The 14,866-nt window shown below is 21.3% G+C and carries 15 protein-coding genes and 1 pseudogene; 11 read left to right on the forward strand and 5 right to left on the reverse strand.

The features are described from left to right. Positions 1-45: 45 nt before the first annotated feature. From AADV48_RS01705 to AADV48_RS01735, 7 genes are all read left to right on the forward strand, one after another. A complete protein-coding gene (locus AADV48_RS01705; RefSeq protein ID WP_341266353.1) occupies positions 46-990 on the forward strand; it encodes a tyrosine-type recombinase/integrase in 945 nt (314 codons plus the stop codon). A gap of 6 nt (positions 991-996) precedes the next feature. Next, complete coding sequence (locus AADV48_RS01710) at positions 997-1,464, forward strand: dUTP diphosphatase (protein WP_341266354.1); 468 nt, start codon at positions 997-999, stop codon at positions 1,462-1,464. Between the two features lie 184 nt (positions 1,465-1,648). After that, positions 1,649-2,425 carry a 30S ribosomal protein S2 gene (rpsB, locus tag AADV48_RS01715; protein ID WP_341266355.1) on the forward strand — a complete coding sequence of 259 codons (777 nt, stop codon included), beginning with the start codon at positions 1,649-1,651 and terminating at the stop codon, positions 2,423-2,425. 136 nt (positions 2,426-2,561) lie between these two features. Next, a complete protein-coding gene (gene tsf / locus AADV48_RS01720) occupies positions 2,562-3,398 on the forward strand; it encodes a translation elongation factor Ts (RefSeq protein WP_341266356.1) in 837 nt (278 codons plus the stop codon). A 96-nt stretch (positions 3,399-3,494) separates the two neighbouring features. Continuing rightward, positions 3,495-4,208 (forward strand): UMP kinase, encoded by a 714-nt coding sequence (gene pyrH, locus AADV48_RS01725; protein WP_341266357.1) that lies wholly within the window; start codon positions 3,495-3,497, stop codon positions 4,206-4,208. 1 nt (position 4,209) lies between these two features. Continuing rightward, positions 4,210-4,764, forward strand: a complete 555-nt coding sequence (locus tag AADV48_RS01730) for a ribosome-recycling factor (protein WP_341266358.1) — start codon at positions 4,210-4,212, stop codon at positions 4,762-4,764. Further along, positions 4,745-5,683, forward strand: a complete 939-nt coding sequence (locus AADV48_RS01735) for a phosphatidate cytidylyltransferase (RefSeq protein ID WP_341266359.1) — start codon at positions 4,745-4,747, stop codon at positions 5,681-5,683. The genes AADV48_RS01730 and AADV48_RS01735 overlap by 20 nt, the downstream gene beginning before the upstream one ends. A gap of 45 nt (positions 5,684-5,728) precedes the next feature. Here the strand turns inward: AADV48_RS01735 and rpmB are convergent, their stop codons facing one another. The 4 genes and pseudogenes from rpmB to AADV48_RS02955 form a co-directional block, all read right to left on the reverse strand. After that, positions 5,729-5,917 (reverse strand): 50S ribosomal protein L28, encoded by a 189-nt coding sequence (gene rpmB, locus AADV48_RS01740; RefSeq protein WP_341266360.1) that lies wholly within the window; start codon positions 5,915-5,917, stop codon positions 5,729-5,731. A 981-nt stretch (positions 5,918-6,898) separates the two neighbouring features. Next, positions 6,899-7,255, reverse strand: coding sequence for an SVM family protein (locus AADV48_RS01745; RefSeq protein WP_341266361.1), 357 nt, complete (start codon positions 7,253-7,255; stop codon positions 6,899-6,901). 23 nt (positions 7,256-7,278) lie between these two features. Then, positions 7,279-8,133: a hypothetical protein gene (locus AADV48_RS01750; RefSeq protein WP_341266362.1), complete on the reverse strand. Its 855-nt coding sequence runs from the start codon at positions 8,131-8,133 to the stop codon at positions 7,279-7,281. A gap of 1,213 nt (positions 8,134-9,346) precedes the next feature. Then, positions 9,347-9,577: pseudogene (locus tag AADV48_RS02955) on the reverse strand (IS3 family transposase); the annotation flags it as partial. A gap of 276 nt (positions 9,578-9,853) precedes the next feature. On the opposite strand from AADV48_RS02955, the gene AADV48_RS01755 reads away from it, so the two are divergent. From AADV48_RS01755 to AADV48_RS01765, 3 genes are all read left to right on the forward strand, one after another. Next, positions 9,854-10,048: a hypothetical protein gene (locus tag AADV48_RS01755; RefSeq protein WP_341266363.1), complete on the forward strand. Its 195-nt coding sequence runs from the start codon at positions 9,854-9,856 to the stop codon at positions 10,046-10,048. A gap of 1,490 nt (positions 10,049-11,538) precedes the next feature. After that, entirely contained in the window at positions 11,539-12,042 is a 504-nt protein-coding gene (locus tag AADV48_RS01760) for an SVM family protein (RefSeq protein ID WP_341266364.1), read from the forward strand. A gap of 67 nt (positions 12,043-12,109) precedes the next feature. Next, a complete protein-coding gene (locus AADV48_RS01765) occupies positions 12,110-12,565 on the forward strand; it encodes an alpha/beta fold hydrolase (RefSeq protein WP_341266365.1) in 456 nt (151 codons plus the stop codon). Positions 12,566-13,917: 1,352 nt separating this feature from the next. On the opposite strand, the gene AADV48_RS01770 is transcribed toward AADV48_RS01765, so the two are convergent. Next, entirely contained in the window at positions 13,918-14,079 is a 162-nt protein-coding gene (locus tag AADV48_RS01770) for a hypothetical protein (protein ID WP_341266366.1), read from the reverse strand. A 1-nt stretch (position 14,080) separates the two neighbouring features. Here AADV48_RS01770 and AADV48_RS01775 point away from each other — a divergent pair, with 1 nt between their 5' ends. After that, entirely contained in the window at positions 14,081-14,209 is a 129-nt protein-coding gene (locus AADV48_RS01775; RefSeq protein WP_341266367.1) for a hypothetical protein, read from the forward strand. Positions 14,210-14,866 lie beyond the last annotated feature (657 nt).

A 14,866-nucleotide genomic window follows, 5' to 3' on the forward strand; every position in this document is an offset into this window, starting at 1 on the left:
AGTATGAAGTTTTTAAAATTTATTTAGTATTGGTTGTTCAAAAAAATGAATTTTATTAATGCATTCGAAATATTTTTAAAAATTGAACGTAATTATTCTCTTTTTACTGTTAAAAATTATATTTATGATGTAAAAGAATTTCAAATGTTTTTGCAAAAAAAAAACATGAAGTTTAATTTACACAATTTATCCAAAGAAAATGAGTCTCGATATTTTGTATCTTATTTAAGTATGAAAAAATTTTCGAACATCAGTATTTTAAGAAAGATTTCGGCTTTAAGAACTTTTTATAATTTTTTAATTGAAAGGTATAATTTAAAAAATAATATTTTTCGATTAATTAAATTAAAGAAAAAATCTAGAAAATTACCTCAAATTTTATCTGAAAAATTTATTCAAAATTTATTTGATTCTATTGATATATCTAATATTTTAGGTTACAGAAATTATATTATTTTAGATTTACTTTATAGTTGTGGTTTGAGAGTTAGCGAATTAATTAATTTAAAAATCAAAGATATTTATTTAATGGATAAACGCATTTTAATTTATGGCAAAGGTAAAAAAGAAAGATTTTTGCCTATTCATAGTACATTATCTAATATGTTAAAACATTATTTAATTTCTGTTCGAAATAAATTTTTAGATAAAAATCCAAAATTAAAAAAACAAAAAAACAATTTTCTGTTAACAAATTATAAAGGTAATTCGTTAACAGAAAAAGGAATTAGATTTATTTTAAATAAATTAAGTTCGACAACTAATGAAAAAGTTCCTTTATATCCACATGCTTTTAGACATGCTTTTGCTACTGTTTTATTAAATAATGGTGCAGATTTAAGAGTTGTTCAAGAATTATTAGGTCATGCTAATATTACAACAACTCAAATTTATACTTATATTTCTGATGTTTTTGTAAAAAATAAATTTTTAGAAAATCATCCTAGAAATTTGTATAAACAAAATTTAATTAAAAAAAATAAAAGGTGATTTGAATTGACAAATAAAGTAAAATTTTTTTTTGAAATAGTAAATGCTTATAAAAATAAAGGTATTAATTTACCTCAAAGACAAACTCTTTTTAGCGCAGGTTATGATTTCGAATCTGCGATTGATATTATTATTAAACCGCAAGAATTATTTTTACTTCCTACAGGTATAAAAAGTTGTTTTGACCATGATAAAATATTATTTATTTATCCTAGATCATCATTATCTATAAAAAAAGGTTTAATAATGCCTAATGGAGTTGGAATTATAGATAGTGATTATTATAATAATCCGGAAAATGAAGGACATATATTTATACCTTTATATAATTTTTTTGATAAAGAAATCCAAATTAGAAAAACAGAAAGAATAGCACAAGGTATTTTACAAGATTTTTATTTAACTAATAATGATTTTGTTGCAAATAATAAAATTCGTAAAGATGGATTTGGCAGCACTAATAAAATGAAATGAAATTTAAATTCTAAAAATAAAAAAAATATGTTAAAATATGTTTTAGAATCATTTTAAATAATAATTTAATAAAAAAATATAATTTGTATATTAAATGATGATGAATTTTATTTTGTAACAAGTTTATTCGTTTTAAATTTTTTCAAAATTTTTATAAAAATTAAATAGGAGTTGTTTTGTTTTTATGTCATCTGTTGTTTCTATTAAACAATTATTAGGTTCGGGAATTCATTTCGGCAGTGCTTCTAGAAAATGTCATTATAAAATGAAACCTTTTCTTTTTTCAAATGAAAATGGAATTCCTATTGTCAGAAATAAAATCCATATTATAGATCTTAGAAAAACAATTGAAGCAATTGAATTAGCTTATCCTAAAGTAGTGGATTTAGTGGCTAATAATGGAAAAATTTTGTTTTTAGGCACAAAAAAACAAATCCGCGAAATCATTCAACAAGAAGCTGAAAGATCTAACCAGTATTACATTTCATATAGATGGTTAGGTGGTACTTTTACTAATTTCCAAACTATTTTAAAAAGAATTAATTTTTTAAAAGATTTATACAAACAAGAAAAAGATGGTTTATGGAATGGTTTAACTAAAAAAGAAATTATAAAATTAACAAGACAGCGAGAAAAATTAGAGAAATTTTTAGGCGGAATCAAAGAGATGAATAAATTACCACAAGCCATTTTTGTTGTTGATACTAAAAAAGATATTATAGCGATAACTGAAGCTCGTAAACTTAATATTAAAGTTTTTGGTATTATTGATAGTGATTGTGATCCTGATTTAGTTGATTATATTATTCCTTCTAATAATGATGCTATTAAAGGTGTTAGATTAATAACTTCTATTATAGCTAATGCAGCAATTGAAGGCGAAAAAAAAATAAATAAAATTAAGGATAGTGCTATAAATACACAAGAAAAAACGCAATCAGAGATAGAACAAAAAGTATAAAATAATTCAAAGATGTTTGTGTTCACCAGCATTAAGACATTTTTTTATATTAAAGTGAAATATATTTTGCAATAAAAGATAAAATAAATTTGATTTTTAATAATATGTTGAAATTCATGATTAAAGGAAAAAGTCCATGAAAATAACACTTGAAATGATTAAAGAGTTAAGGCAAAAAACTCAAGCAGGGATTACTTATTGTAAAAAGGCTTTAGAAGAAACTAAAGGAGATGTTGATTCTGCTGTTGATATATTAAAAAAAAAAGGCCTTTATCATAAACCTGACCAAAAAAAAGATATTTTACAAGGTTTAACAAATGTTCTAATTCACAAAAATAAAGCTATTTTATATGAATTTAATGCAGAAACAGATTTTGTTGTCCAAAATGAAAATTTTACAGAATTATATAATAAAATAGGGCAAATTTTATTAGAAGCTGATATGTCTGTCAAAACTTTGACTGATTTTTTGAAATATAAATATAATGGACTAACTGTAGAAGAAATTATTGCGCAAAAAGCTTTTGTAATTAAAGAACAAATCATTTTATCACGTATTCAAATAGTTTATAAAAAAGATAAAGAAGGTTTTGGTTTTTATAAACATCAAAGAGGAAAAATTTCTTCTTTAGTCCATTTAAGCAATTCTTCTGCTGATGTCGAAGAGCATTTGCCAGTACATATAGTAGCCATGAAACCTAAATTTATTAACAAAGATTCAGCAGATATGAAGTTTTTTGTTCAAGAAAAAGAAAATTTATTAGAACAAATAAAACAAAAAAATATTAATAAACCGTTAAATGATAAAATATTAGAAAAAATAGCAGAAAATAATTTAAAAGTTTTAATCGAAAAACATTGTTTGTTAGAACAACCTTTTTATATGGATTTTACTCAAAAAGTTAGTGAATATTTAAATCATAATAACACTAATATTATTGCTTATTATTTGTTTGAAGTCGGTAAAAGATAATTTTTTTTTGAATTCAAATTATTTGCTTGTTTTTTATAAATTAAAAACAATTAATTTTTAAGAAAAAATTTTTATATTTAAAAAGGTGGAAAATTAATGTTTAAAAGAGTTCTTTTAAAATTAAGCGGAGAGGCATTAAAAGGAGAAAATTTTAACATTAATCCTCAAAAAGTTAAAAAAATTGCTGAAGAAATAAATGAAATTAAAAATTTAGGAATTGAAATTATAATTATCGTTGGAGCAGGTAATATTTGGAGAGGTTTTGTAGGCCAAGAGTTGGGAATGGAACGAAGTCGCTCTGATTATATGGGTATGCTAGGAACTATTATCAACTCTTTAGCTTTACAAGATGCTTTAAATAATTTACAAATTCAAACGAGGGTGATGACATCTTTCCCTGTTATTGCAGTAGCAGAACCGTATATTAAAGAAAAAGCTTTAAAGCATTTAGATAAAAACAGAGTTATTATTTTGGGAACAGGTTTGGGTTTACCGTATTTTTCTACAGATACTGCAGCCGCTCTTAGATCTGCGGAATTAAATGTAGATGCTATTTTAATGGCTAAAAACGGAGTTCAAGGTGTTTATGATAAAGATCCTAAAAAAAATCCAAATGCTTGTTTATTAAAAAATATTGATTATAAAGAAATCATTTCTAAAAGATTAAAAATTATGGACATGACAGCTATTTCTTTGTGTTGGGAAAATAAGATTGATATTTTAGTTTTTGATATGAATACAAAAGGAAATATTAAAAAAGTTATTTTAAGAGAAAATGTAGGCACCTTGATTACTTCTAGGGAGAAATAAAATGGAAGATTTAACAAAAGAAATATTAAAACAATTAGAAACAGACATGTTGAAAGCTCAAAAAATAATGTTAAATAAATTCGATCATATTCGTACAGGAAGAGCTAATTCAAAAATTTTGGATAAAATAGTTATTAACTATTATGGCTCTGAAATATCTTTAAAAAATATTTGCAGTATTAACGTTGTAGAAGGTAATCAAATTCATATTAAACCATTTGATAATACAATTCTTAATGATATTTCAAAAGCTATTTTAAATTCGGATTTAGGTATAACTCCTGAAAATGATGGTCAAATAGTAAAATTAGTTTTTCCAAAACCTACAGAAGAAAAAAGACAAACATTAATGAAAGAAGTGAAAAAGATTTCGGAACAAACTAAAGTTCAAATAAGAAATATTAGTCGTCAAGGAAAAGATAAATTTCAAAAAACTAAACCCGCTGAAACATTAGAAAATATTTTTTTAAAAGATTTAACTTATTTAAATGAGAAATTTATTAAATCCATAAACATCGAAACAATTCAAAAAAATAATGAATTATCCGAAATTTAATACAAAACAAAAAGCAATTATTAAGAAAATTTATGTTGGAATCATTCTTTTTTTAAGTAATTTATTTGTTTTTTATTTTGTAACAAATTTTGATAAAGAAAATGACACAAATATTTTTATTTATTTGTGTTTATTTTTTGTTTTATTCATTTTAATAGGTTCGATTCAAGAAATATTGAAATCCACTAAATTAAATAAAAATAAAATCGTCCAAGTTCCTTATTTTCTTTTTTCTTTTTTATTTTTTTTCTTATTTATTTCTTTTCTATTTTCACAAGTTCAAAATAAATCTATATTTACTAAGTATCCTAATATTACCAAAACTAATCTAGTGGAATTAATATGTTTAATTCAAAAAGATTATTTTTTATTTTATTTTTTATTTTTGTTTATTTGTTTATGGTTTTGTTTTTTATTTATTCGTGATTTTAAAACAAATGATTTCAATTTTATTTTATTCATTTTATTGTATGTTGTTTTTTCTAATGCTTGTTTTTTAATTTTAATTATTTTCGATTCTACATGGTTTTTATATCTTTTTGTTATCAGTATTGCAAATGATAGTTTTGCTTTTTTAGGCGGTATTTTATTTGGTAAACATTTATTATATCCTAGTGTTAGCCCTAAAAAAACTTGGGAAGGTTTTTTTTGTGGCATTATAATGACTTTAATAATTGTTTTATTTTTATTCATAGAAAAAACAGAAAACCCTTTTTTTTGGATGTTCACTGTTTGCAATTGTGTTATATCTCAAATAGGAGATTTAATTTCTTCTAAATTTAAAAGAGATTTTGCAATTAAAGATTTTGATAATAAAATACCAGGGCATGGCGGATTATTAGATCGTTTTGATTCTTTATTATTTTTATCTTTTTTTGTTATTTTGTTTTTGACAAGCCCTATATCGAACTATATTTAAAACAAAAAAACAAATATTTAATGAAAATATTTGTTTTTTTATATATTAAGCTCTTTTTAATTCTAATTTTTTTAATGCACGTGTCGATATATAAACTTTTTTCTTTTTTCCTTTTTCGTCTATGATACGAACTTTTTGTAAATTAGCTTTCCATAATTTACGAGTAGCATTCATTGCATGACTGCGTTTATTACCGAATAAAGTTGTTTTTTGAGTTATATAACATTTGCTCATGGTCTTTATGCTCTTATTCCTTTTAATGATATTATTTTTTTAATAACTACTTTTAATTTAAATTTATTTAAATAAAATATTTTATATTCTAATTATTCTTTTTACATGAATAATGAATTTCAATATTTTTATTCAATTTCTACAAAAAATTTAGTTTTTATTTTAAATATTTATATATTTATATTATATAGATTTTTTTTGAAAAAAAGTTTTTTAACAATTAAAATGTTTTTATAATTGGAACTATTGGTTGTCTCCATTGCAATATATACAAAGTTTAAGATAAATTTTTGAAATTATAATTCAAAAAATCAAAATTAAAAAAATTTAAAATTTATGTAATTTGTTTTACTTGTTTTATACAAGACTTTTTTAAGTAAAAAATATTTTTGTCATTTTGTAGGAGAGTTTTCTCGATTTTTTTGCTAAATATATAATGTAAGAATAAAATATTAAAAATAATATCTTTTGAAATTAATAAATTATAAAAAAATATTAGACATTTTTTATCTAATTAAAATGTTTTGTTAATTTGAAAAGATATTGAATTATCTATTTAAATTAAAGTTTTAAAGAACATTTTTAAAAACAAAAATGTATTAAAAAAGGTAACAGTTCAGTTTGTATATTGAAATATTCTAAGATATTATGTATATCTTCTATATCTAGAACATTAATGTCGTATCTTTGGAATTTAGGTTGAGTGTCTAACCATTCTTGTTGTAGGGTTTCGTAGTTTGATAATTTAACGGGTGATTTAGTTTGTTTGTGGAAATAGTTATGGGCGAAGATAGATTGAGTTAATAAAATAAAGATTAATAAAAAAATGTTTAAGAAAACTTTTTTAGGGGTTTTGTTTTAGTCATATTTTTTTCCTTCTTTGGGTTTTGGTTTAGTGTCCCTTTCCGCAATGTGTGTTTTTGTTTAGGTAAAAGAAAAAGACCCCGGGAAGGGTCTTTGAATTATGATGATATTTGATTTTTATTTGTCTGGAATAATATTTAAATCGAAATTTTGGTTTTTTTGTTTTTTATTACTAGGTTGAGATTCTAATTTTTGATCAATATCTGAACAAATCCATTGTTCTATTTCTTTAATAGAAGCGTTTTGTAAATGGGGATGTTGTTTTTTTATATTTTTAATTATTTCTTTTTGTTTTTTGACCAATCTAAAAACATCATTAACTTCTTCATCATTAGGTTGTTCTTTTTGTAAAATTTGTTTATTTTTATTGTTTTGCATAGCCATAATTTGATGATTATTAAAAATAAATAATAATCCTATAAAAGTTATTAAACAAAGATAAATTATTTTAAATTGGTTTTTTAATTTAATCATTAATAAAATCTCCTTTTATTTATTTATTCCTCAACTGAGGTGATGTCGTAGAGGGAGTTGAGTTCAGATAAGATATGATATTTTTGTGCTTTATCATAATCTTTATATTGTTTTTCTAATAGTTTTTGAAAATCTTTAGCACGAGATAACATACTTTCATATTTTTCTCTAGCGGATTCTAATTTTTCGATTTGGAGTTTGATCGGAACTATTTGTTTAATTAATTCGTTTCTTTCGTCTTGTAATTTGTTTATTTCATCGTTAATCAGAGTTAATTCATTATTTTTATAAATTGATATTTCTTGTGTTTGTAATTGTGTTTGTTTTGTTTGTCTTTCTAATTTTAATTTATCTATTTCTTTGTTTTTATCTCCTAACTCTGCTTCTTTTTGTTGAAGTTGTTTTTGTAATGGTGGAATTTGGTTTAATACTGAATCTCTTTGGATGATTAATTCATTACATTTTTTTTGTTTTTCATCATATTTGTTTTTTTCTTCTTTTAAAATTTTTAATGTTTGTTTTTGTGAATTTCTAGCTTTTTCAATTTCGGTTATTTCTTCTTGTGAAAGATTATTTAGTGATAAAACTTCATTTTCATTTTTTGATAAAATATAAGATTTAATTTTATCATAATTTATTTGAATTTTAGGTTTGGGAGTTTCTGGTTTGGGGGGTTCTATTGCGCGTTTGGTTCTTGAAGACATCGTTGTTTCTTGTTTGTTATTATTTAAGAATTGTTCTTTGTTAAATATTAGATTTTGTTGATTTTGATTTTTTATACTTAAAATAAATATACTTAAAATAAATATACTTAAAATAAAAATTGCAATAAATCCTAAAACAATAATTGTTTTTTTATAATTTTTAAAAAATTTCATTCTTTAATAACATTTCCGATAATAGTAGTAATTATTATTATCTTTTAAAGAAATTAATTACTACTAATATACATTTTTATTGTGTTAATTTTAAAGAAAAAGTTTGATATATTTATTAATTGGTAATAGGTTTAAAGAATTTATTATATCTTTTTTGTTTAATTCTTTCTTGGTCTTTAGCTTAGTTAGGGGGTTTTTTGTTTTAGTTCTTTTTTTCTTGCGTCTATTTCTACATTTTTTATGTCTAGTTGTTCTTCTGGTTTATTGCGTTCATCTTCTAATACTAATGTATCAGAAGCTTCTTTTCTTTTGTTATTTAATTCTTCGACAATATTTTCGTATTTGGAGATAAGTTGAGTTCCATCAAAATGGAACCAGTTTAAAATTCGTTTTTTTGCAAAACAAACTATTTATTAATTACTTTTATTCTAACTCAAAAAAATAAATTGTCAACAACAAAATAAAAATATTTTGAAAAAAATAAAAATTTCTTTTTTAAAATTTTCAAAAAATTTTTAAACAAAGAAAAAAGAAAAAGAAAAGAACCAAAAGAAAAAGAAAAAAGAAAACATATATATATTATACTTTTATAAGTCTTGTTGTCTTATTTTTATTATAATATAAAAAATGTATTTTGTCAAGTCTTTTATCAAAAAAAAAAAAAAAAAAAAAAAAAAAAAAAAACAAGACACAAGACTTTAAAAATATTTATTAATTAATTTTTTTATATATATATTTTTTATTAAAATAGAATTAATTATTAAAAAAAACAAGACACAAGACTTTAAAAATATTTATTAATTAATTTTTTTATATATATAAACTTTTTTATTAAAATAGAATTAATTATTAAAAAAAACAAGACACAAGACTTTAAAAATATTTATTAATTAATTTTTTTATATATATAAACTTTTTTATTAAAAATATTAAATAAATTAAAAAGGGCCGCATAGTCATATTAATTTAATAATCTTATTAAAAATGACAACGTATAAGGTATCTATTCGTTATTAAAATATAGTTATTAATAATATAAGTTTAAATTAATAAATATGTCTTATTTTATCTATTAGAGGCCTCATAGAGTAAATTTAAGATTAACTTCAACCTCTATTTTATGGTTTCTAAATTTTTTGAATTATCATGGAGGTCATAAATTATTTTAGGTTGAACATTATTTCAAAAAGAACACCAACAAGTAAAGCTCTCATTATGATCTGAGAGTAGTTTGTGGGTGTTCTTTTTGAATTTTAAATTGATAAGGAGATAAATAATTTAAATATTTCATTCTTCTTTGAGTGTTATAATTTTCAATAAAAGCGTGAACAATTTGAGTTAATCTTTCTTTGGTTAAATGTTGTCTTTTATCGAAATAAACGGTTTCACATTTAAAATTAGCGAAAAAAGCTTCTACACAAGCATTTTGTGAAGGACTCCCTGTTCCATCAAAATGGAACCAGTTTAGATTTCGTTATTTAAGTCAAACTATTTATTAAAAAAACGGTTTGACTTATTTTTTTGCTTACAAAAAATAGTTCAAACTAAAAAAAGAGATTTTAAAAAATGAATAAATATTTATATGGTTTAAAAGAAATAAAAAACTAATTATAACTTAGATAACCAAACTTTATATTTAAATTATTCCGATCTTTATGAAACAATAGTACTTTTAAAAAATATTAAAACCCCGCCTTTTAAAATTCAAATGAATTTAAACATGGCTACAAAATATACTTTTGATCTTCAAAAGAAAATTTTGTATTTGAAAGAAGAACCAAAAGTAAATACTTTAGTAGACTTAAATCAAAGATTATATCAACAAGTCTTTGGTTTTACTCCACAAGAAGATGATTTAGATAATTTAATCGAAAGAACTGAAAAACAACTTTTTGGAGATAATAATTTTTCATGAAAAAACAAATATCTTTAAAAGAAATTTTAAACGAAAATCCCTTGGTTATGAACTTCACCTCAACCCGCTTTTATTCTTTGCTGTAATCTATCATTCTTTCGTTTGATAAACCGAGAATATGAAGTTATGTGATTATCACACATTGCAATTCGTTAATTTGCTGTTAATAAGGTCTCTTTGCACCCATAAATATTTTTAAAATCTTACATCTTATATCTTTTTTTTTTTTTGATAAAATACTTGACAAATATCTTTTTTTATATTATAATGACAAGGAAATTGTTAAGTAATTAGTTAAATAAGATTTAAAAATAAGATTATAAGATTTAAAAATAAGGTTATAAGATTCAAGATTTATAAAAGTATCATATATATGTTTTCTTTTTCTTTTTTTCTTTATTTAGTTAAATTTTAAAAAAATTAAAAAACTTTTTAAATTTAACTTGACATAATATTTTTTTATGTTATGTTAGGTTTACAAACTATAAAAAAACGTTTTGTTTAAAAAGATATAAATAAATAAAAATTATATTTTTTTAAATAAAAATGTGAATTGCCAATTGTGCCATTTTGTAGCAACGCTCTGAACACTTATACTAGTTGCAATTCAACCTTTAACTACAAAAATAAAAAATGATGCATATAATATATCAATGGTTTCAATTAATAATGAAAAAGTAAATGTGTTAAAATATTAGTATATTCGAAATCACTCGAAAGGAAAACTAATCATGTTTAATATTAAAAAAATCATTAAATGGTTTTTTTATCGTGTTAGGGATACTTCTTTTTTTAAATTATTGATTTTATTGTTTTAATTGAAACAAGAATCATTAAATTACCGAAAGAAGAAATCCCTAGTTTAACAGAAACCAAATTCGAAAACATTGAAGAATGGTATGATGAAAATAAAAAATATCCAATGATTAAAGCCAAATATACTTTCGATGGTCTTAATAAAATTGATTATTATCAGCAATAACTTCAAGAAAAAAAAGTAATCATAACAATATTTCAATTGCTCAAAACCGCCTCGAAAAACAAAAAGAACCCTATGACCTCGACAATTACATCAGAGACTTTTATCCTTTCGACTGTTGGAATAATATAAGGCGAACTTTATGATAAGACCACCGCAGCGAATGGATTTAAATTTTCTATATTCTATACTAAAAGCGATATCTGTTTAGATGATTATATCGATTTCGACAAACAACTAAATAAAGGGCTCCAGCCAGGCGGTAATTACTTAATCCTTAAATACAAAAGACCTAAACATTTCTTAGATCAGACAAAGATTACTATCTTGGTGAGGCTTTTGTTCAAAATTCCAATCACGAATTAACTCATTTCCACCTTTACTTTAAACCTATTCGTAAAACTTTATCCATCTTCAAAGAAAAACATAACAATAATAAAACCAAAGAAGTGGAAATAAAAAGAACAATCCTTGATCGGGAATAAAAAAATTAAAGGAGTTTTAATAAATAATGTTTGAATTTAAAAAACAATGTAAAATAATTTATTTTTTTTTAATAATTTTCTTAGGAATATCATTTATTTTTAGTAATAATAGAGTTATAGCAATGAATAATAATGAAGTTAGAACTATTAATGATTTATCGATTGAAGAAATAAAGAATAATATAAAAAATAAAATTGATGAAATTTTATCTCAAAGTAAAAAATTATCTAATGAAATTTTACAATATGATCGACTTAATCTAAATACAATGAATTTAAAAAAGAAATTAAAATATCTAGATATAAAAATCAAAAAGTTTTATATACAAATTGGAATATGTAATACATTAATTAAAATAAATCAACAAATTTGGGATTTTTCATATGAAAGACAACAATTAATTATAAAAATAAATTCACCCGATAAAGAACAATTTGATATAGAAAATTGTAAACAAAAAACAATTAAAATTATTAAATTACAAAACATACATAAAGAATTAATAAAAAAATTACACATTAATTATTAAAAAAGACCCTCTTTAGGGTCTTTTTTAATTACCCAAATAACTTCAAAAGAAAGGAAACTCTAAAACTATGTCCATTAAATTAGCAAATTTTTTAAATAATAATAATTATAATGTTTTGCTTTATGATATTAGAAGTCATGGGCAAAGTAAAAATAATTCCAATTATGTCATAGATATCAATAATTTTCATATTTTCATAGATGACTTAAATTTAATAATTAATTCTTTAAAACAAAAAAATAATTTACAAAATATTTTATTAGGGCATAGTTTAGGCAGAATGATAAATAATTGTTATGTTTACAAATATAACAATGTGGAAGGCGTAATTATTCCAGTAGGATTGAATTATGAAAGATTATCAAGATTACCTTTAACACAAGAAATGAAAAATTTGAGAAGTATAAAATTCTTAACTGCAAATTTTATAAACAATAATATGGTTTTAAGCATTCAATATTTTCAAGAAAATTTAATTAATCATTCATTTATTCATCCGCAATCTCTTTTTATTGTTTCATAGAGAAGAAGATAGTGTTATTTTGTCAAAAAAATAGTCAATAATTGTTTGATATTCTCCAAGAATTTAATAAAGAATTAAAATTATATCCTAATATGTATCACAATGTATTTAATGATTTAGGGAGTGAACAAGTTTACCAAAATGTTATAGAATGGTGAAATCAAATTTTATAAAATTTGATTCAATTATTTTCAATAAAATCTTTCATATTCTTTATATATATAAAAAAAGTTATAAGAATTATTTTTATAATAGGTTATTTTTTTACAATCCTTGTGTTTTTTATATAAAAAAACATCAACTTGCATTTTTATTTAATTTTACTTTTTTTGATTTTTAATATTTTTTTATATTTGAAATAAATGTTTAAGAGTAAATAGTGATTTTTTTTTTGAAATATTTTGGCGAATATTTTTTTTATAAAGGGGGACAAATTTTTATTTTTATTTATCTCGTTAACTATAATAAATAATTATTTTGTTTTATGATCAGTTTTTTAAAAATATTTAAACAATTTAATCAAAAGAAAAAGAACAAGAAAAATAATTATTTATGAAGAAATTGAGAAATTTTTTATATTTACGCGTTGATATATAATTCTAATTTGTTTAATTTTAAAAAATATTTTATATTTTTGGGAGGTTACAAAAATAATTTTGGATAAATAATTTAGTGTATAAAATAATTCTAAAATTTATTTCTAATTTTATTTATAATAATTTTTTATTATTTTAAATAAAATTAGAAATAAATAATTATAAATATCTTTTAAAAATTTATAAAATTTCTGAATTATTAAATCAAATAATATATAAAAAAACATTATTTCTTTAGAATATTTTTTATTTAAATTTATTTAAGATTTAAATTAATTTTATATTAAAATTTATTTAAATTATATTGATGCCTTAAAAAGGGGACTTTTGAAACTCATTTTGCTTCCTATAATGTATATTATGTAAACCATATGTGTGAAGACAGTATTTTTATATTAAATATTGTCTTTTTATTGATATAAATAAACAAATTTTTTACATACTTTTATATAAAATTCGAGGTATTTCATTTAAATATATATTTTTGGATAATTTAACTTTATTTATAATAATAAATTATTATTATAAATAAAGTTAAAAAAGATATAAATTCAATAATCCCAATCTTGGTGTATAAAAAAATTTCATAAGTTATTAACAAACCAAATAACATTGAATAACAATCTTTTTTTAATCAAATGTTTAATTTTGAGGACATCGCAGCGCTTTTATCTTTACCGACAGTACTGGAAGGTTTATAAAAAATTTTTTTCAACATAATTTTTTAACACCTTTCCTAGATTTCAATACTTATCATTAAGATTGTGGCGCATCGACTTTAAAATTAGACACAGCGTCATGTAATTTTTTTAATTGTTCTTTAATGTCTTCGCGTTTTTGTAATAATTTAGTACGTTGTTTTTCTAAATCTTTTTTAGTTGTACCAGCAACTTCTTTTTCAATTTTTTTGTCTAACACTTTGATTTTATTTTCTACTGCTGATTTTTTGAATTTATCTTTGGTGTTTTCACGAAGTTTAACTAAATCAGTACGTTGTTTTTCTAAATCTTTTTTAGTTGTACCAGCAGCTTCTTTTTCGATTTGTTAATCTACAACTTTTATTTTAGCTTCTATTATTACGCCTTTACCTATTATTGAAATTTCTTCATTATTTTCTTTAACTTTCACAAAAACTTTTTAAATTATGAGTAATATAACCTATTCATTCTATACGATTTAATATTTTTTAAAAATTCCTATTTTAAAATTTATTGAATTTATTAAAATACTTCTTATGTTTTATAGATATTTTTCATTTTTCTTTCTTTTTATATGTTTATTATTTGAAACTTTTTCTAATACTTAAAATTTATTGGATATAATCATATTTTTAATGTCTTGTATTTACTTTTATGTCCTCATTAGTTATAACCAATTCTTTTTCATTTACTAACTTTATATATTCGAAGCCTTTAAAATCTTTTTGCAAAACTTTATCATTATCACGTTCGTATATATACAACAAAAGAATGGCACATTTTCTAATATAATAGAAACTAATGTAAAAAATAATGTTAACAAAAATCTGAAAATATTTATTATTATGGAATTTATTCAAAAAAAAAAAAAAAACAATATTTGTGAAACAATGAAAATGATTATGTTATGGAATTTTCAAATCATGCTTTATAATAGCGTAAAAAATTAATGCTTAAATATTGTGTTTTATCAGGATATTTATAATTCAAATATATTATCTAATTAG

It is taken from the genome of Candidatus Phytoplasma fraxini, assembly GCF_038024965.1.
Lineage (GTDB): Bacteria > Bacillota_I > Bacilli_A > Acholeplasmatales > Acholeplasmataceae > Phytoplasma > Phytoplasma fraxini.

What these genes read in the sequence shown, in the direction of transcription:
- AADV48_RS01705 (WP_341266353.1), top strand. Translation starts at nt 46, where the DNA reads ATGAATTTTATTAATGCATTCGAAATATTTTTAAAAATTGAACGTAAT.
- rpsB (WP_341266355.1), top strand. Translation starts at nt 1,649, where the DNA reads ATGTCATCTGTTGTTTCTATTAAACAATTATTAGGTTCGGGAATTCAT.
- tsf (WP_341266356.1), top strand. Translation starts at nt 2,562, where the DNA reads ATGAAAATAACACTTGAAATGATTAAAGAGTTAAGGCAAAAAACTCAA.
- pyrH (WP_341266357.1), top strand. Translation starts at nt 3,495, where the DNA reads ATGTTTAAAAGAGTTCTTTTAAAATTAAGCGGAGAGGCATTAAAAGGA.
- AADV48_RS01730 (WP_341266358.1), top strand. Translation starts at nt 4,210, where the DNA reads ATGGAAGATTTAACAAAAGAAATATTAAAACAATTAGAAACAGACATG.
- AADV48_RS01735 (WP_341266359.1), top strand. Translation starts at nt 4,745, where the DNA reads ATGAATTATCCGAAATTTAATACAAAACAAAAAGCAATTATTAAGAAA.
- rpmB (WP_341266360.1), bottom strand. Translation starts at nt 5,917, where the DNA reads ATGAGCAAATGTTATATAACTCAAAAAACAACTTTATTCGGTAATAAA.
- AADV48_RS01745 (WP_341266361.1), bottom strand. Translation starts at nt 7,255, where the DNA reads ATGATTAAATTAAAAAACCAATTTAAAATAATTTATCTTTGTTTAATA.
- AADV48_RS01750 (WP_341266362.1), bottom strand. Translation starts at nt 8,133, where the DNA reads ATGAAATTTTTTAAAAATTATAAAAAAACAATTATTGTTTTAGGATTT.
- AADV48_RS01755 (WP_341266363.1), top strand. Translation starts at nt 9,854, where the DNA reads ATGGCTACAAAATATACTTTTGATCTTCAAAAGAAAATTTTGTATTTG.
- AADV48_RS01760 (WP_341266364.1), top strand. Translation starts at nt 11,539, where the DNA reads ATGTTTGAATTTAAAAAACAATGTAAAATAATTTATTTTTTTTTAATA.
- AADV48_RS01765 (WP_341266365.1), top strand. Translation starts at nt 12,110, where the DNA reads ATGTCCATTAAATTAGCAAATTTTTTAAATAATAATAATTATAATGTT.